Origin of the sequence: Blattabacterium cuenoti, from assembly GCF_014251815.1 — a bacterium.
Classification (GTDB): Bacteria; Bacteroidota; Bacteroidia; order Flavobacteriales; family Blattabacteriaceae; genus Blattabacterium; species Blattabacterium cuenoti_E.
Genome location: NZ_CP059202.1, coordinates 538,858 through 558,199, shown reverse-complemented (window position 1 = coordinate 558,199; position 19,342 = coordinate 538,858). Strand labels below are relative to the sequence as shown.

Here is a 19,342-nt window from a genome sequence, read left to right as displayed (position 1 = left end):
TCGTATGATATTATGCTTTATCTCATTGAGAATCAAAAAAAAAAGTTTCCTCATATAAAAAAAGGAAAAGGTCATCCTTTGATTTTACTTCATGGATTAATGGGCGGATTAAGCAATTTCAAAGCTCTTTTAGATTTTTTTCCAAAAAAAGGTTATCAAGTTATTATTCCATCATTACCTCTTTATAAGATGCCATTATTATTGACTAATATTTATAGTATCTCTAAATATGTAATCCAATTTTTAATAAAAATAAGAATTCAAAGAGCTACTTTAATAGGAAATTCTCTTGGAGGACATATTGCTTTAATCATAGCAAAAAAAAGGCTGGATTTAGTTCATTCTGTCGTTTTAACAGGAAGTTCAGGTTTATTCGAAAAAGCTTTTGGAGATGCTTTTCCTAAAAGAGAAAACTATGAATACATTAGGAGAAAATCACAAGAAGTATTTTTTGATCCTAACATGGCTACCAAAGAATTAGTAGATGAAGTTTTTCATATTGTAAATGATAAAAAAAAAGGAATTAAAACTTTATATATAGCAAAAAGTGCTATGAAGTATAATATGTCTAAAGATTTATCTGTCATTCAACAACCTATTTGTTTAATTTGGGGGAGACAGGATCATATTACTCCTCCAGAAATCGCAAGAGAATTTCATAGATTGTTGCCTCATTCAGAATTACACTGGATAGATAAGTGTGGCCACGTTCCAATGATGGAACATCCTAAAATATTCATAGAAATATTAGAAAAATGGCTTTCTAAATTTAATTTTAATCATGAAAATTTTTTCTGTAAAATTTGAAAGAAGTTTGAAAAATATCAATCAATCATTTATTCATAGTTTTCCCGAATATGCTTTTGTAGGACGTTCTAATGTTGGAAAATCTAGTTTAATAAATTGCATAACTAAAAAAAAAATAGCTAAAGTTTCTTCTTATCCTGGAAGAACACAATGTATAAATTATTTTTTGATCAATCATAAATGGTATCTAATAGATTTGCCAGGTTATGGATTTTTTTCTGTAAAAAAAGAGAAACAAAAAACGCAAAAATTAATTACGGATTATATTTTTTATCAAAAAAATATTGTTTTTTTATTTCTATTAATAGATTGTAGATTATTTATACAAAAAATAGATTTAAATTTTATACAAAAATTAAACAACACGAAAATCCGTTTTTGTATTGTATTTACAAAAATAGATAAACTAAGAAATCATAGATTTATTAAAGATGAAAATATTTGTTACTACATTAAAGAAATCAAAAAAAAGTCTGTTTCATTCCTCCCTATATGGTTTAAAGTGTCCGTAAAAAATGAAGATGGAATCAACGATATAATTCAACATATAAAAAAATTGAACGATTTTTATCATCCTTATACTTATAAAAGAAAACTCATTATTCCTAATTCATAAGATTTTAATCCGAAACCAAAAATTGTACCATTACAAACAGAAGATATAAATGATTTTTTTCTAAAAGATTCTCTAGAATAAATGTTAGAGATATGAACTTCTATAACAGGAGAAGAAATAGATTTAATGGCATCAGAAATTCCTATAGAAGTATGAGTATAAGCTCCTGCGTTCAGAATAATTCCATCAGACTTGAATCCAACAGAATGGAGTATATCTATAATTTTTCCTTCACTATTACTTTGGTAGTAAGCAATTTCTATATTAGTAGGTAATTTTTTTTTTAGTTTTTTTAGATAATCTAAAAAGTTTTCATTTCCGTATAATTCTGGATCCCTTATTCCTAAAAGATTTAGGTTAGGACCATTAATAATGATGATTTTTTTTATATTCATATTAATAATTTTAATATTTGATAATGTTTTCTATTTCTTTTTTACTCAAAAAACACCAGTTTCCTATTTTAATATTTCTTTTGGAAAGTCCTCCGAAATTAATACGATCTAATCGAACAACTTGATAATTTAGTTTTTTGAATATTCGTTTAATGACTCGATTCCATCCTATATATAATCCAATTTCTACTTGATTTCTGGCATTTTTTTTATTCACAAAAATAACTTTTACTTTCCCTTCTTTCAGATAAATTTTTCCTTGTCTTATTCTATCTAAATCTTCATTTCTTATTTCTTTATTTAATGATACATGATATATTTTTTTGATATGATATTTAGGATGAGTCAGTTTTTCTGCCATGTATCCATCATTTGTTATAAGCAAAACCCCTGTGGTAGAACGATCTAATCTTCCTACAGGAAAAACTCTATACTCAGATATAGAAGGAATTAGATTCATTACTGTTTTTCTGTTAAATTGATCTCGTGTAGTAGTAATAAAACCTTTAGGTTTATTGAGAAGGATATAAATCTTATTTTTATATCTAATTTTAGATCCATTAAATTTAACAATATCATTTGTACTGATAATAGTTCCTAATTTTAAAACAGGTTTTCCATTTACTTCTATTGCCCCAGATTGAATAAGTTTATCTGCTCCTCTTCTAGAAGATATTCCTGCATGTGCCAAGTAATGATTTAATCTAATTTTAATTTTATTATTATGATGCATAAAAAAATGAAATTAAAAACGAAAAAGAACTTCCGTTGCATATTTTTTTAATTTTTTTCTGGATAATTCATAATTTGATGTAAAACCTAAAATAAAGCCTCCACCTCCAGATCCACACAATTTTAAATAATAGATATTACTGAATATTCCATTTTCCCATATTTTCCAAAAATTTTTAGAAATCATGGGACGAAAATGATTAAAAACCCAAACAGATAACAGTTTAACATTTTTTAACAAGATTTTAAAATCTTCTTTTAAAAAAGCTTCAATACATTTTTCATTATATTTTATGAATTCTGAAGAAAAAATTTTTTTGAAATTATCATGTTTTAATTTTTTCAAAAAGAATTGGATCATAAAATCAGTTTTTCTTGGTATTCCAGAATTTAATAAAAAAATAGCCCCTTCTCCTTGATTTTTTTTGGGAATGCTTGTGATAGAAATATTAGTTTTAGATCTAATAAGTAAAGGTTGATTTAAATAACAAATTAAAGGATCTATTCCAGAACTTTTCCCATGAAAAAAAGACTCCATTTGGCTAAATATATTTTTTAATATTACAATTTCTTCTTTAAAAGCCCCCTGTAATTTATTTTTTGTGTATTTGTCATAAATAGCAGCTACTAATGCTCCAGAACTTCCTACTCCATATCTCTTAGGAATATTCGAATGAAAAAATACCCCCCTTTGTATATCTTTATGTAATTTTTTTAAATCTAATTTCGTTAATATTCGTTTTTTTTTTCTAAAATAGACAAAAAATCATAAAATTTTCCAATTTGATAATTGGAACATAAAATATCTTTATATTTTTTATATTTATTGAATTTACAAGGGAGCTTTAAAGCGCCTTTATAAATGTTATGAGGGATAGAAAGGCCACTCGAATTTTTCAAAACGCCATATTCTCCAAACAGTAGTATTTTTGCAGGAAACAAAGTTTTTTTCATTTTATGCTTTGTTTTTTTAAAAAAACACAAATTTAATTCTTTATTTAATTTGATCAAATATAATCAAACAAAAATTTCGTAAATTTTTTAATTAAAGAAAATTTTAAAATGAAAATAGCCGTATATGGACAAAAATTTTGCAAAAAAAATATACCATATTTTAATCATTTCATAGGCTATGCATCTAATCATTCAATAGAAATACATATTGAAAAATCATTTTTACGTATTTTGTCTTCTTTTGAAGAATTCAAATATTTAGATTTTCCCGTTTTTTCTCATTATAAAGAATTAACTACTAAAGATTTCAGTTTAATGTTTACTTTTGGAGGTGATGGGACCATTTTATCAGCCATTACATTAATCAGAGATTCTGGCATCCCCATAGTTGGAGTGAATACAGGAAATTTAGGTTTCTTAGCTACTTTTAATAAAGATGTATTCATAAAAAAAATAGATAAAATTTTTAGTAGGAAACTTCATATAATGCCTAGAAGTTTATTATCCTTAAAAACTTCTATAACGAATCATCATAAATTTTTTAATTTTGCCTTGAATGAAATCGTTATTTTAAGAAAAGAAACGGTTTCTATGATCACTATAGATGCCTATATAGATAATGAATTTTTGACTTCTTATTGGGCTGATGGATTGATTATTTCTACTCCTACTGGGTCTACAGGATATTCTCTAAGTTGTGGAGGTCCTATTATTAGTCCTGAAAATAAAAATTTTGTTTTAACACCTATATCTCCACATAACTTATTTTCACGGCCATTAATCATATCGGATGATAAAAAGGTTTATTTAAAAATACATAGTCGTGTAAAATCTTATTCTTTATCTGTGGATACAAGGCTAACTTCTTTGAATCAGGATAATGAATTATATATTCAGAAAGCTCCTTTTTACATATATCTTCTTCAAGAAGAAAAAAATACATATTACAAAACATTGAGAGAAAAACTTTTATGGGGAATGGATCAACGAAATTGAATATAAAAAATCTTGATTTTTTATTTATATATTTGTAACAGATGTATTTATGATTTTTATGGAAAAAATTTTAGAAAAAATAGATTATAATAATATCCCTCATCATGTAGCAATTATTATGGATGGAAATGGACGTTGGGCTGAAAAAAGAGGAAAAATGAGAACATTTGGTCATGAAAAAGCTATACAATCTGTAAGAGATACTATAGACGGGTGTAAAGAATTAGGAATTCCTTATATCACTTTGTATGTGTTTTCTTCAGAAAATTGGAATAGGCCTAAACAAGAAATAGATGATTTAATGCGTTTGTTTCATACTAATTTAAAAATTAATTTGGAAGAAATCCATGAAAAAAACGTGAAGATTCTTATCATAGGAGAAATAGAAAGATTTTCTGAAATGATTCAAAAGGAATTGTACTTCTTCACAAAGAAAACAAAACATAATACATCTGTAACTTTAATTTTAGCTTTGAGTTATAGCGCTAGAGAAGAAATTTTAAGAGCAACAAAAAATATTGCTAAAAAAGTATGCAGCGGTTTGTTTTCCATAAAAGATGTAGATTATTCTTTTTTTCAAAATCATTTGTATACAAAAAATTTACCAGATGTAGATTTAATTATTAGAACAAGCGGAGAACAACGGATAAGTAATTTTTTACTTTGGCAATCCGCTTATGCAGAACTATATTTCACAAATATTTTATGGCCGGATTTTCGTAAAAAAGATTTTTTCGAAGCTATAGTAAATTATCAAAAAAGAAAACGTCGTTTTGGAAAAATTGAATAATTTTTTTGCAATCATGAAAAAAAATATTTTTATAAACAGCATTTTTTATTTATTCATAATAATAATGCCAATACAACAAGGATATTCATTTTCTATGAATAGTGATAATGAAAATTATTTTGTAAACAATTATAACAACAAACAGAATCAATATGTTTCTTTCATTATAAGAAAAATACATGTCATAGGAAAAACAAAATATGATGTCCCTTTTATTTCTGAATTTTCAGGAATTTTTCCTGGAGAATTAGTTGATGCTCATGGAGTAAAAACGGATAATGCTATAAGAAAATTGTGGAAAAGTAATCTTTTTAGAAAGATATCTATTTATAAAAAGAATGTGTATAAAAATGAAATTGATTTATTTTTCGAATTGGAAGATTTGGAAGAAATTCATGAAATAAAAATAAAAGGAATTAAAAAAGATGAGTTTCCTAATATAAAAAAAATAAGAATTGGAGATAAAATTTCTGGAGATTTAATTCAAACTATAAAAAATGATGTGCAAGAATATTATACAAAAAAAGGATATCATGAAATTGATATAAAAAGTGAAATTTACAAAGATCACGATAAAAAAAACATATTATGTTTATATGTAAATAAAGGAAAAAAAATTGGAATAGAAGAAATATTATTTGACGGGAATCAATCAATACAAGACCAAGAATTACTTGAATTAATGGGGATAACAAAAAAGTATTTTTATTCTATAATTTCTAGAATCCAAAAACCTATTTTTGTTCAGGAAAATATAAAGAAAGATTTAAAAAATATTGTCAATAAATATAAATCTATTGGATTTCTTGATGTTCAAGTGTTTTTAGATTCCATATGTAAAAAAAAATCTGGAAATTATGGAATCAAGATAAAAATTGTAGAAGGTAAAAAATACTATTTAGGAGATGTTAGTATATTAGGAAATAAAAAAATAAAAACAGATTTTTTAAATAAAATTTTCTTTTATAAGAAAGGAGACATATATAATCAAATAGGAATTAAAAAAAATATTTTCAATCCTTCTAATAGTATTTTAGATGTTTATTTTGATTTAGGACATTTGTTTGTTAATATTACTTTTACAGAAAAAAGGGTTCTTGATAATAGAGTGGATTTGGAAATAAAAATAGAAGAGAATCAACCTGTATATGTAAATAAAGTTATCATATCAGGAAATTCTATAACTAAAGATCATGTCATAAGAAGAGAATTAAAAACCTATCCAGGAGATCTATTCTCTACTAAGAAAATAAAACACAGTTTATTAAATTTAGAAAATTTAAATCTTTTTAAGAAAGTCTATTATGAAATTAAACCCAATAAAGAAAATGGATTAATAAACATAGAATGGCATATTGTAGAACAAAATACTAATGAATTTCAATTTCATGGAGGATTTGGTGGAAAAAATTTTAGAAAAATTATTGGAACTTTTAAGTTAAGTTTGAGAAATTTTTCTATTAAAAATGTTTTTAATTGGAATTTGTGGAATCCCATCCCTCAAGGAGATGGACAAAAATTGGTTGTTCATAGTCAGTTAGGAAAAGATTTTACATCTTATGGTTTTTCTTTCACAGAACCTTGGATAGAAAGGAACCATCCTACTTCTATGACTTTTAAGAGTCAGTATTCAATAAAGAAAATTGAAAATGAAAATGAAGAGGATTTATATTTCTTATCTCAAATATATAAAAACACTCAAATATCACATGAAAAAAAGAAATTTTTAGAGAAAATCAATATTTCTATTGATTTGAATAAGCTTTTAACTTTCTTAGATCCTTATTCAAAAATTTTTACATCTATAGATTACGAAAAATTTCTTTATCAAGAAGAAGATTTTTCTCATAAAAAACGAAAATTTAACAATCTCACTTACTTAATTTCGTTTCAGAGAGACTCAACAAAACCCAATATAATTTTTCCTTTTCAAGGATCTAAAATACAATTCGATAGTCTTTTTTCTCTTCCATATTCCGTAATTATTAAAAATAATAGAGATAAAGAATGGATGGAGTATTTTAAATTAAAAGTAATTTTTTTTTGGTATAAAAAAATTATAGATAACATGATATTAAAAGCAGGAGGAGAATTAGGTTATTTAGGGCTATATGATAATTCAGTAGAATTATTTTCATTTCAAAAATTTTATATGGGTGGAGTGCCTAATAATTTATTAGGATTAAAATTATATAATAAAGATCACATTCCATTAAGAGGATATTCTTATAAAGATAAAATACCAAATAATGGAGGAATAATTTATGATAAGCTTGTATTAGAAATGCGTTATTTAATTAAAAACTTATCAAGTTTAAAAATTTGGACAACATGTTTTATAGAAGGAGGAAATATTAGTGATTCTTATAAAAAATTTAATCCAATAATTATGAATAAATCTTTTGGATTTGGAGTTCGTTTGTTTTGGTCTCCAATAGGTTTTTTAGGCATGGATTGGGGTTATCCTATGGATCGTGATCTGGTTCATGGTTTTAATAAATCAAAGTGGAAAACACATTTTGTAATAGGAAAAGATTTGTAAAACAATACAAATAAAACACAAAAAAAAAGAATCATATGAAAAAAAATACAATTTTTTATTTTATATTATTTATATTTCTATTTGGATATTATTCATATTCTCAAGATCGGAAAAATTACAATGAATGTCATAAAAAAATAGTTTGTCTTAATAGTATGTCTTTGATAGAAAAAATGCCAGAGTTTTCTATTGTTCAAAATGAATTATACAGAATTAGTAAAATTCATGAAAATATATTAGATAAATTAGCAAAAGAATTTCATAAAAAAGCAGAAAAATTTAAAAAAAATAGAAATCCTATTCTTAAGAAAGAGCTAGAAATTTTACAAGCAAGAGCTCATGCTTACCAAAAAACAGCTGCAGATGATTTAACGAAAAAACAAAATCAACTACTGAATCCTATATATAAGAAAATAGAAAAGGCAATTCATAAAGTAATAGATAAAGACAAAGATATTATAAGAGTAGATGATTGCAGCCCCGGAAAAGGCATTTTAGTAAATAAAGGAGAAGACATAACAGAAGCAGTTAAAAAAGAACTAGGATTAAAATAATATAGTGATAAGTGATAGTGGTATCTCCCGGAATCGAACCGGGGACACAAGGATTTTCAGTCCTTTGCTCTACCTACTGAGCTAAGATACCAAAAAGAACATAAACAAAAATACAATAAAATAATCAGTCATAAATTTCGTTATTATATTTTTTCGGTATTTTTTTTTATATTTTCTTGTGTAAATAAAGAGCCATTAATAATAATCAAAAATAATAAAAAAGAAATACCGAAAAATATCTTTATTAAAACAAGTTTTTTATATAAAGAAAAAGGGATATTAAAATTTATGATTTATTCTCCTGTTATTAAAGAATATGCTTCTTATACTTTATTTCCAAATGGTTTTAATTTATTCATTTATGATAATAAAAATACTAATAAATATATTTATCTTAGTGCTGATTGGGTAAAATCAATTAATAAAATATTTTATCACATTAAAGGAGATATAAAAATTATGAATCCAAAAGGGTTTTTTTTGAAAACTGAGGAGATTTTCTGGGACAGAAAAGATAAAAGAATATTTAATAAAAAATATACAAAAATTACATTTCATTCAGATAAAAAAGATAAAATTATACTGTACGCAACGAATGGAATAGAAGCGACCGAAGATTTAAAAGAAATTAGATTAAAAAATATTAGTGGGACTTTGCCTGTTAAATAATATAATTTTTTATACAAGTATAGTTTTTGTCACTATATTTGTTTCTGCTTTTTTTTCTGGTATGGAGATGGCTTTAATTTCTTCTAGTTTATTTCAAATAGAGATAGAAAAAGAAAAAGGATCTTTTCATTCTAAAATCCTATCAAAAAGTATTAGTAATTCTAAAAAATTTATCACAACAATGGTAATTGGAAATACAATATCCTTAGTTATATATGGTATTTATATGGGGAAATTATTTTTATTTCTTTTTCCAAAAGAATTTTCAGATAATTCTTTATGGATGTTTTTTCTAGAAACAGTTTTTTCTGCAACTATTATTTTAATTGTTGGAGAATTTATTCCAAAAATAATATTTAGTGTTTATTCAAATGAATTATTAAGCTTATTCATTCTACCTGCATATGTAATATATAAGATATTTTCTCCTATTACAAACTTGATTATTTGTATTTCTAATATTTTTTTAAAAATTTTAGGAGAACAAAAAAATGAAAAAAAAAAAATTTTTGACAAAGAAGATTTGATTTACTTTTTGTCAGAAAATATAGGAAAAAATATAAAAGGAAAAGAGATTGTGGAATCTGAAATTGAAATTTTTCATAAAGCTTTGAATTTTTCTGAAAAAAAAGCACGAGAATGTATGATTCCTAGAAAGGAGATCGTTTCTTCTAATCTAGTATTTTCTTCTATAGATAATATTCGAAATATTTTCACTGAAAGCGGCTTATCTAAAATAGTTATTTATAAAAATAATATAGATAATATTATAGGTTATATTCATTATTTAGAATTACTAAAGAAACCCCAAAATATTGAATCTATAATTAGATCCGTAGAATTAGTTTATGTGACTACGCCTATTAGAGAAATCATGGATCTTTTAATTAAAAAAAAAATAAGTATTGCTATAGTATTAGATGAGTATGGGGGAACTGCAGGGATGATAACTATAGAAGATATTTTAGAAGAATTTATTGGAGATATTAAAGATGAACATGATGAAAATTTATTACTGGATAATAAATTAAATGATTATGAATTTTTGTTTTCTGCCCGTTTAGAAATTGATTTTATTAATGCAAAATACAATCTGGACCTTCCTAAATCGGATAAATATGAAACTTTAGGTGGGTTGATTGTTGCTCATATAGGAGATATTCCAAAAAATGGAGACAAAATTATCATAAATCAAAATTTTTTTATTGAAATTAAAAAAGTGTCTAAAAATAAAATAGAAGAAGTTTTTCTTAAAAAAAAATTTTAAAATGAATTTTTTAGAAAAAATCAGAAAAAATACATGGTTAGTTTTCTTTTTTATAAGCGTATCTTTGATATTTTTTGTATTAGATCCTAACATGATATTGAGGTTCTTTACTGAAAATTCCACTATTATTGGAAAAGTAAATGGAGAGAACATTCTTATAAAAGAATATGTGGATTGTTTTCAATTTCTGAAACGATTTCGGGAAGATGAACCTGATCATTATTTAAAGAATGACGCTTGGAAATTATTAGTTCATGAAAAAGTATTAAACCAAGAAGCTAAAAAATTAGGAATACAAAGTACCAAAGTAGATTTTTGGAAAGCAATAGAAAAGCAATCGATATATAGTAAAATCATTGATTTTCAAGATGATAAAGGAAAAATGAATATGGATAAATTTAAATTTTATTTAAAAAATTTGGAAAAATTACCTTCTACTCCTCAAGTAGAAGAAGAAAAAAATATTTGGTCTTATGAAAAAAATAGTATTTCAAAAAGAATTGTTGCAAAAAAATATGTAGAAATGTTGATGTATGGATTAAATACATCCTTTGTAGAAGCAAAATTGAACTATAAAGATAAAAATTTATTTTCTATAATTGATTATATATTTATTCCTTATTCAGAAATAAAAAAAAAATATTATAAAATAAAAAGTAATGAAATTCGTGATTTCATTAAAAAAAACAAATTTCTTTACAAAAAAGAAAATTTAAGAAATCTTAGTTTTGTAATTTTTCGTTCTTATCCATCATTGGATGATGAAAAAAACATGGATTTCAAAATGAAAAAATTGTTTCAAAAATTGAAATTTTCCAATCATAATTCTATAATTGTTTCTAATCAATCTGAAAAACCTTTTGATTCGAATTTTTATTTAAAAAAAGATATTCCTGTTGTTTTGCAACATTTTGTGGATAAAAACAATCAAGTGGGGGATATGTTTGGGCCTGTTAAGGAAAACAATATTTATGTTATGGCTAAAATAACTGGAAAAAAAATGATATATCATTCTGTTTTATCCAGTCATATATTGATTTCTCATAAAGATTCTGTGCGTTTTTCTAATAATAGAACGAAGAAAGATGCTGAAAAGATAGCAAAAACAATATATGAGATTGTTAAAAAAAATCCTAATCAGTTTAATTCATTAGTCATAAAAAAATCTGATGATATCAGAACTTCGAAAAAAAATCAAGGAAATTTAGGATGGATAAAATATGATGATCAAAATGAAATATTTAAGGGAAATAAGGGGGAATTTGATTTTTTTTCTTCAAAAAATAAAAAAGGAACAATAGGTTTATCTGAGACTAAATTTGGTTATCACATTATTAGAATTGACAATATAAAAGACATAAAACCTGTTTATCAATTCGCTATAATAGTAAAAACGCTTACTCCATCAAAAAAAACGGAAGATTTACTTTATCGAAAAACTGTTCAGTTTTTGAAGGAAAATAAGAATTCAAGTTTGAATGTATTTATCAATAATGCCAGGAAAAAAAGATATGAAACTATTTTTTTAAAGGAAATAAAAAGGAGTCAATGGAATATTGACGATTTAAATACAGAATTAGATAAAGAAATTATAAATTGGTCTTATGAAAAAGACAGAAAAGAGGGAGATACTAAAATTTTTTCCACTTCAAATAAAGATTATATCATAGTATTTTTATCTAAAATTCAAAAAAATGGATATCCTATTGAAGAAATAAAAAAAAATATAGTCCCTTTACTCATTAATAAAAAAATTGATTACTATTTATCTAATATAATTAACAATAAATATGTAAGTTTGGAAGAAATAGCTTCACGTTTTTCTATAAAAATAAATAAATATCATAAAATAAATTTTTATCAGTCTATGATTGGAACCTATCAAGAACCTAAAGTAGTGGGATATGCTTTTTCCTCAAAATTACATAAAACTTCTAAACCAATATTAGGAGAGAAAGGGGTTTTTTTCATAAGACCACTAAAACGTTTTAATACATATAAAAAACTTTCATATTTTTCCGATGAAATGGAATCTTTAAACACACACTTAAGAAAAAATGTTTTAGAAAAAATAGGAGATGTATTAATTGAAAAATCTAATATTAAAGATCATAGAAAAAATATATAATATTTTTTCTAATTATTTCGTTTTATAGAATAAGGAGGTATGTATTTTTTTTCTTTATGATTATGATTATCTTTTTTTTTTATAGATTGATCTATATTATTTTTAATAATCTCATTTTTAATTTTTGTTTTGGCGTTTTTTAAATACCGTATTCCTTCTCCTAATCCACGAGCTATATCTGGTATTTTTTTAGGACCAAAAACAAGTATAGCTATAAAAATGATAAAAAAACTTTCTTCTATACTAATAAATAAAAAATTACTCATTCTTTCATATTTTTTTTTACAAAATCATATACTATAGATGGAGCTATAAATATAGAGGAATAAGTACCAACACTAATTCCAATAAATAAAGCCAACATAAAACTATGAAGAACTTTTCCTCCAAATAAAAAAATGATAGAAATTACTAATAAAGTAATAAAAGAAGTATTTATAGTTCTGGTAAGAGAGCTACAAATCCCTTTGTTTATGGTTTCTTTCATCGTGATAGATGTTTTTTTTGAAATTTGTCTAATTTTATCATAAACTATTACGGTATCATTTATGGAATAGCCTATAATTGTTAATAAAGCAGCTATAAAAGTTTGATCTATTTCTAGAATAGGAAATTTTTCGTGAAAAAAAGAAAATATTCCAAGTACAATAATTGAATCATGAATTAAAGAGATTATTGCTCCTAATCCAAATTGCCATTTTTTGAATCTTATAAAGATATATGTAAAAATTCCTATTAAAGAAATAATGATAGAAATAAAAGATTTATAAATCATGTTCCTAGCTACTAAAGGGCCTATTTTCTCTATAGATAAAATCCCTAACGATTTATTTTTTTTTATATTTTTAAATTCATAAAAATTTATAGGTAAAAAGGCTTTTAAAGCTGTAAACATTTTTTTTAAAATCATTTCGTCTACTTGGTCGTTTTCTTTATATATTTTATATTTAGTAACTATTTTAAGTTGATTATCGGATCCAAATGTTTGTACTCTAGGGAAAGAAGGTTTTCCGTTTTCTGGAAATGTTTTTGATAAAATTTCAGAAATTTTTTCTGGAAATATTTTTCGATCAAAAAGAATTACATAAGAACGACCTCCAACAAAATCTAAACCAAAATTAAATCCCTTGAATAAAAAAGAAAATATGCTGATAATTATAATGAGACAAGAAATCATATAGACCCATTTTCTTTTGGATAAAAAATCATATTGTATATTTTGAATTGTATTCAAAACAGGAATTAATATTTTTTTTCTAAAAATAATTTTTTTATATTTCTTTAAATGCCATTCTAAAAATAATCTTCCTAAACAAATGGAAGTAAACATAGATATCAAAATTCCAATAATTAAGGTAGTAGAAAAACCTCGTATGGGTCCGACCCCAAAATAAAATAAAATGATTCCGCATAATAAAGTAGTGATTTGTCCATCTATAATAGATGATAAAGCGCCTTGTAATGAGTAACTATTATGAATAGATGTTAAAATGAAAACTTTATTTTTTATATTTTCTTTAATTTTCTCATAAATCAGAATACTAGCATCCATTGACATTGCTAATGTTAATATAATCCCTGCAATACCAGGAAAGGTCAATACTGCATTCATAGAAATAAGAATACCTAAAATGAATATTATATTAAAAAATAGGACAATACCAGCATATAATCCTGGAATAGAATAGTAAAAAAACATCCAAACAAATATAAAAGATAAGGCGATTAAAAAAGATATTACCCCCCTTCGAATAGATTCCTTTCCTAAATAAGGCCCTATCACATCTGTTTGAACAATTTTTACAGAAGTAGGTAATTCCCCTGTATTCAATATATTGATTAAGTCATTAGATTCTTGTGTTGAAAAATTTCCATATATTTGAGACATCCCATTTGAAATGATCGATTTTACCACAGGAACTGCATATACTAAATTATCAAGCACTATTGCTACGCTTTTTCCCATATTTTTTTCTGTAAATATTTTCCATTTTTTAGATCCTTCTTCATTCATTTTTATATTTATAGATATTTCATTTAAAGGGCCAAAAGATTTGTAGGCATGAGTTACCATATTTCCATTTAAAGATGTTTCTTCGTCTTCATCATTTATTTTAACAGCAAATAATTGTAAAAAATTATTTAAATTTTTATATCCCCACATAAATTTCACATCATGTAAATGATATGGTAAACAATTTTTCGCTTCCGTAGAATTTAAAAAATTGGAAATAATTTTTTCATATTTGACATGAACTAATCCAACCATATGTGAAGATTTAATAAGTGAAATATTCAAGATATCTATGATAGATTTTTTAAAATGGTTTTTATCAAAAAATTTATCTATCGTATTAAAATATGGAACAATTTCTTGAAAACTATAAGTTTCAAAAAAATTTAATTCAGCTTTTTTTTCTAAAATATTTTTTATCCTATCCATATTTTTTATACCGGATCCGGACAATTCTATTAAAATTCGGTTAGAATTTTTAATTCTTTGTATATTTGGTTGTTTGATTCCAAATCTATCTATTCTAGATCTAAGAATATTTTGAATAGAAATTATAGATGATTCTATTTTTTTTCTTAGAAATTTTTCGACTTCAAAATCAGAACTATTAGGATGAATATCTTCGGAATTTGATTTATTTCCAAATAAGTTAGGAGAAGATAAATTAATATTTAATTTTTTATTTTTTACCTCTTTATTAAAAGAATTTATAAAAAATGACAAATAATCTATATTGGGATTTTCTTTTTTTTTATCATCTGCATTTTGCAATGCTTTTAAAAAAATAAAATTTTGAGAATTATCAGAAAATTTTCTCAACAAATCTCTTTCAGAGATATCTAAAATCATACTAATTCCTCCTTTTAAATCTAATCCTAGATTTAAAGTTTTTTTATTATTTTTTTTTAATGTTAATGTGTAATTTTTAATATCAATACTGGATAATATATAATATAAACAAATTGTAGTCAGTATTATGGTTACAAAAATCGTAAAAAAATTTCTTATACGCATTTTATTTTATCGATTTACATAAATAATTATGAGATATTATTTTATTAATTAAAAATTTTTATGTCTATCTTTATTCCTTGTATATATTGGGATTAAGAAAATTAAATGAATGCACTTAAAAAAATTTTATCTTATTCAAAACCTTACAAATATCATTATGTATTTAATATATTATGTAATTTTTTATATTCTTTATTTTCTGTTATATCTATAATATCTATTTCCCCTGTATTGAGTATTTTACTTCAATCTTCTAAATACAAAAATAAACCAACATTTTTAAATTCTTTCAATGTATCTTTTGACTTCATTACGAAATATTTTCATGATTACGTAAAGGTACTATCAAATAAATATGGGAAGATAAACACTTTAGCGATATTTTGTATTTTTATCATTTTACTTTTTTTAATTCGAAATGTTTTTCGATACTTGGCAGAATATTTTTTAATAGGAATCAAAACTTCTATAGTTCGAAATATTCGAAATGATTTTCACAAAAAAATACTTTCTTTACCAATAATTTTTTTTTCTAATAAAAAAAATGGGGATCTAATGTCTAGATTATCTAATGATGTCAATGAAATAGAGGTATCTATTGTTAGTTCTTTAGCTAATTTAATTAGTTCTCCTATTATGGTCATATTTCATTTTATGACCTTATTTCTGATGAGTTATCAACTAACGTTATTTGCTTTTTTATTGCTCCCTTTAATGGGAGCTTTTTTATCTATTATAGGAAATAGTTTAAAAAAAGATGCAAGAGGTGCTCAAAATCAATTAGGAAAATTATTTTCTGTTATAGAAGAAACTTTAAATTCTATCAAGATTATCAATATTTTCAATGCTGAAAATCAAATGCAAAAACGTTTTGAACAAGTATCTGATTATCAAAAAATACTATCTGCTCGTGTTAATAGAAAAAAAGAATTGGCTTCTCCTATGAGCGAATTTTTAGGTTCAATTACAATGATTTTAATCATTTGGTATGGAGGGAAACTTTTTTTGGAAAAAAAAGAAATGGCTCCAGAAATACTTTTTCCTTTTATAGGGCTATTTTTTCAAATTATTAATCCAGCGAAAAGTTTAGTGAATTCTATATCTAATGTTCAAAAAGGAAGAGCTGCTGCAGAACGTATTGTTGAAATATTGAATACAAAATGTGTATCACACAAAAAAATTAGATATAAGTCCATTTTTCATTTTAAGAATGAAATTTTATTTCGAAACGTATCATTTACTTACAACAAATTTATTTTAATTCAAAATTTGAATTTTTCTTTAAAAAAAGGAGAAACCGTAGTTTTAGTGGGTCGATCTGGTAGTGGAAAATCTACTATTGCTAATTTGTTAGCTAATTTTTATGATGTTACATCTGGAGAAATTACTGTAGATGGAACTAATATAAAATATTTAAAAATTAAAGATTATAGAAAATTATTAGGAATCGTCACTCAAGAACCAGTTCTTTTTAATGATTCTGTTTTCAATAATATAACATTAGGAGCAGAAAAAAAAATATCTATAAATTCTGTCATACAAGCAGCTAAAATTGCCAATGCACATTGTTTTATAAAAAAACTTCCAAAAGGATATGACACAATTATAGGATATAATGGAAATAAATTATCATTAGGACAAAAACAAAGAATTAGCATAGCTAGAGCTGTATTTAAAGACCCTCCAATTATGATTTTAGATGAAGCGACTTCTTCCTTAGATACAGAATCAGAAATTCTAGTTCAAAAAGCCTTGAATAAAATGATGAAAAATAGAACATCTCTTGTAATAGCACAGAAATTATCTTCTTCCATTATACAAAATGCAGATCATATTATTGTATTAGAAAAAGGAAAAATCATAGAACAAGGAAAACATAATACTCTAATTTTAAAAAAAGGAACTTACAGTAAGTTAATTGCTCTACAAAGTTTTTAAGAATGAATATTGAAAAATATATTATAGAAATCGTACGTCATCCTATTTTATCTATTTCTATTATAGGAAATTTATTTTTAATAGAAAGTATTTTATCTATAGATAATGCCGCTATGTTAGCCACTATGATTCTAAATCTTAAAAAAAAAGAGAGAAAAAAAGCTATAAAATATGGAATTATTGGAGCTTATTTTTTTCGAATCCTATGTCTATTATTTGCTTCTATATTAATAAAAATATGGTGGTTAAAACCATTAGGAGGAATTTATTTAATTTTTGTAGGATTGAATCATTTCTTTTTCAAAAAAAAATCTATATCAACAAAAAATGAAAAAGCTCCAAATTCTTTCTGGAAAATAATTTTCATTATAGAGACAATGGATTTAGCTTTTTCCATAGATAATATTTTTGCCTCTGTTGCTTTATCAGAAAATATCATATTAATTTTTTTGGGTGTATGTATAGGGATTTTATCAATGAGATTAATTGCGCAATTTTTTGTTCAATTAATGGAAAAGTTTCCCGAATTGAAACATTCTTCTTTTTTCGTGATCATTATTCTAGGAATCAAACTCGTTTTTTTTTCAAAAAAAAATGTTCCTAATTTATTTTTCTTTTCTGAAAAAATATTTTCCTTATTAATTTTTTCAATATTTATATTTCCTATTTTTTTGTCATGGATAAGAAAAGGAACAAACACACATAAAGATTAAACTAATATAGTGATAGGATCCTCTAAAAAATTTATAAGAGAATGAATATATTCACTGCCTTTAGTTCCGTCTATAATTCTATGATCACAAGATAATGTGATTTTCATTATATTTCCTATTTCGATTCTATTATCTCTAACAACTGGACGAATCATAATAGATCCTACAGATAATATGGATGTATTAGGTATGTTAATAATAGAAGTAAAAGATTCTATTCCATACATTCCTAAATTTGAAACTGTGAAAGTACTATTTTCTATTTCTTCTGGTAGTATTTTTTTTGATTTTGAACGGAGTGCTTTATCTCTAATTTCTTTTGAAATTTGTGATAATGATTTTTGATCTGCATTTTTAATAACTGGAACTATTAATCCATCTTTTATAGCTACAGCTACTCCAATATGAATATGTGGATGTATTATGATTTTTTCATCGTTCCATGATACATTCATATCAGGATGTTTTCTCAAAGACTGAGCCACTGCTTTTATAATAATATCATTAAATGATATTTTATTTTCTGAAGAAAGTTTATTATTTAAATTTTTTCTAAATTCAATTAATTTGTCCGTATTTATTTCACTAAACAAATAATAATGTGGGGCTGAAAATTTGGATTTGCTTAAATGTTCTGCTATTTTTTTTCTCATAGAGGAATGAATCATAAAATTCATGTTTTCCACTTCCTTTTCCTTTATATGAGTTTTTTCATAAAACTCTATGTCTCTTTTAATGATTCTTCCATATTCTCCACTTCCTTTAATACAATCTATGGATACTCCTATTTTTTTAGCCATTTTTTTTGCTACGGGAGAGATGAATATTTTTTTGTTTCCGTTTTCCTTTTTTATTTCTTTTTTTATTTCTTTAGTTTCTTTATATTCAAATTCTAAACTTTTTTGTTTATGTTTTTGGGATTGTAATTTTGTAATAATATGACTTATATCTTCGCCTTCATTTCCTATAATTGCTAACACATCATTCACACGTGTAGTTTCTCCTTCTTTAACTCCAATAAAAAGTAAAACACCACTAATATCTATCTCAAAATCTTGAGTCGCTTTATCTGTTTCTATTTCAGCTAAAATATCCCCTTCTGAAACTTTGTCTCCTACTTTTTTATTCCATTTTATTACAGTACCCTCTTTCATTGTATCGCTTAGTTGGGGCATAGATATAATTTCTGCCATTATGTTTTATGTTTTTTTTA

16 protein-coding genes, 1 tRNA gene and 1 pseudogene are annotated in these 19,342 nt (G+C 24.3%); 11 read left to right on the top strand and 7 right to left on the bottom strand.

The genetic code is table 11. From position 1 onward, the window contains the following. Positions 1 to 12 precede the first annotated feature (12 nt). Positions 13 to 807 (top strand): alpha/beta fold hydrolase, encoded by a 795-nt coding sequence (locus H0H54_RS02755; RefSeq protein WP_185863195.1) that lies wholly within the window; start codon positions 13 to 15, stop codon positions 805 to 807. Further along, entirely contained in the window at positions 782 to 1,423 is a 642-nt protein-coding gene (gene yihA, locus H0H54_RS02750) for a ribosome biogenesis GTP-binding protein YihA/YsxC (RefSeq protein ID WP_185863194.1), read from the top strand. Before H0H54_RS02755 ends, yihA begins: the two co-directional genes overlap by 26 nt. Here yihA and aroQ read toward each other — a convergent pair. The 3 genes and pseudogenes from aroQ to H0H54_RS02735 form a co-directional block, all read right to left on the bottom strand. Continuing rightward, the gene (gene aroQ, locus H0H54_RS02745; protein ID WP_185863549.1) at positions 1,390 to 1,812 is read right to left on the bottom strand and encodes a type II 3-dehydroquinate dehydratase; all 423 of its coding nucleotides are present in this window, start codon (positions 1,810 to 1,812) and stop codon (positions 1,390 to 1,392) included. The genes yihA and aroQ overlap by 34 nt on opposite strands. A gap of 16 nt (positions 1,813 to 1,828) precedes the next feature. Continuing rightward, complete coding sequence (locus tag H0H54_RS02740) at positions 1,829 to 2,551, bottom strand: pseudouridine synthase (protein WP_185863193.1); 723 nt, start codon at positions 2,549 to 2,551, stop codon at positions 1,829 to 1,831. A gap of 12 nt (positions 2,552 to 2,563) precedes the next feature. Then, positions 2,564 to 3,504, bottom strand: a pseudogene (locus tag H0H54_RS02735) (GHMP family kinase ATP-binding protein). 108 nt (positions 3,505 to 3,612) lie between these two features. Between H0H54_RS02735 and H0H54_RS02730 the strand changes: the two are divergent. From H0H54_RS02730 to H0H54_RS02715, 4 genes are read left to right on the top strand one after another with little or no spacing between them, the layout of a single operon-like run. Then, the gene (locus H0H54_RS02730; protein WP_185863192.1) at positions 3,613 to 4,500 is read left to right on the top strand and encodes an NAD kinase; all 888 of its coding nucleotides are present in this window, start codon (positions 3,613 to 3,615) and stop codon (positions 4,498 to 4,500) included. A 58-nt stretch (positions 4,501 to 4,558) separates the two neighbouring features. Further along, the gene (locus H0H54_RS02725; RefSeq protein WP_185863191.1) at positions 4,559 to 5,290 is read left to right on the top strand and encodes an isoprenyl transferase; all 732 of its coding nucleotides are present in this window, start codon (positions 4,559 to 4,561) and stop codon (positions 5,288 to 5,290) included. A gap of 13 nt (positions 5,291 to 5,303) precedes the next feature. Further along, positions 5,304 to 7,832: a BamA/OMP85 family outer membrane protein gene (locus tag H0H54_RS02720; RefSeq protein ID WP_185863190.1), complete on the top strand. Its 2,529-nt coding sequence runs from the start codon at positions 5,304 to 5,306 to the stop codon at positions 7,830 to 7,832. 35 nt (positions 7,833 to 7,867) lie between these two features. After that, on the top strand, positions 7,868 to 8,386 hold the full coding sequence (locus H0H54_RS02715) for an OmpH family outer membrane protein (protein ID WP_185863189.1): 519 nt from the start codon (positions 7,868 to 7,870) through the stop codon (positions 8,384 to 8,386). Between the two features lie 18 nt (positions 8,387 to 8,404). Here H0H54_RS02715 and H0H54_RS02710 read toward each other — a convergent pair. Further along, positions 8,405 to 8,477 (bottom strand) — tRNA-Phe (locus H0H54_RS02710). 197 nt (positions 8,478 to 8,674) lie between these two features. On the opposite strand from H0H54_RS02710, the gene H0H54_RS02705 reads away from it, so the two are divergent. From H0H54_RS02705 to H0H54_RS02695, 3 genes are read left to right on the top strand one after another with little or no spacing between them, the layout of a single operon-like run. Continuing rightward, entirely contained in the window at positions 8,675 to 9,055 is a 381-nt protein-coding gene (locus H0H54_RS02705; protein WP_238784770.1) for a hypothetical protein, read from the top strand. A gap of 1 nt (position 9,056) precedes the next feature. Beyond that, the gene (locus H0H54_RS02700) at positions 9,057 to 10,322 is read left to right on the top strand and encodes a hemolysin family protein (protein WP_185863547.1); all 1,266 of its coding nucleotides are present in this window, start codon (positions 9,057 to 9,059) and stop codon (positions 10,320 to 10,322) included. 1 nt (position 10,323) lies between these two features. After that, the gene (locus H0H54_RS02695) at positions 10,324 to 12,450 is read left to right on the top strand and encodes a SurA N-terminal domain-containing protein (RefSeq protein ID WP_185863188.1); all 2,127 of its coding nucleotides are present in this window, start codon (positions 10,324 to 10,326) and stop codon (positions 12,448 to 12,450) included. 8 nt (positions 12,451 to 12,458) lie between these two features. Here H0H54_RS02695 and H0H54_RS02690 read toward each other — a convergent pair whose 3' ends face one another. After that, positions 12,459 to 12,716, bottom strand: a complete 258-nt coding sequence (locus H0H54_RS02690) for a Sec-independent protein translocase subunit TatA/TatB (RefSeq protein WP_022564923.1) — start codon at positions 12,714 to 12,716, stop codon at positions 12,459 to 12,461. Continuing rightward, the gene (secD, locus tag H0H54_RS02685; RefSeq protein ID WP_185863187.1) at positions 12,713 to 15,478 is read right to left on the bottom strand and encodes a protein translocase subunit SecD; all 2,766 of its coding nucleotides are present in this window, start codon (positions 15,476 to 15,478) and stop codon (positions 12,713 to 12,715) included. The genes H0H54_RS02690 and secD overlap by 4 nt, the downstream gene beginning before the upstream one ends. Before the next feature lie 105 nt (positions 15,479 to 15,583). Here secD and H0H54_RS02680 point away from each other — a divergent pair, with 105 nt between their 5' ends. Next, complete coding sequence (locus H0H54_RS02680) at positions 15,584 to 17,416, top strand: ABC transporter ATP-binding protein (protein WP_185863186.1); 1,833 nt, start codon at positions 15,584 to 15,586, stop codon at positions 17,414 to 17,416. A gap of 2 nt (positions 17,417 to 17,418) precedes the next feature. Next, a complete protein-coding gene (locus H0H54_RS02675; RefSeq protein WP_185863185.1) occupies positions 17,419 to 18,129 on the top strand; it encodes a DUF475 domain-containing protein in 711 nt (236 codons plus the stop codon). Here the strand turns inward: H0H54_RS02675 and H0H54_RS02670 are convergent. After that, on the bottom strand, positions 18,126 to 19,322 hold the full coding sequence (locus H0H54_RS02670) for a dihydrolipoamide acetyltransferase family protein (protein WP_185863184.1): 1,197 nt from the start codon (positions 19,320 to 19,322) through the stop codon (positions 18,126 to 18,128). The two genes, H0H54_RS02675 and H0H54_RS02670, sit on opposite strands and share 4 nt — an antisense overlap. Between the last annotated feature and the right edge of the window lie 20 nt (positions 19,323 to 19,342).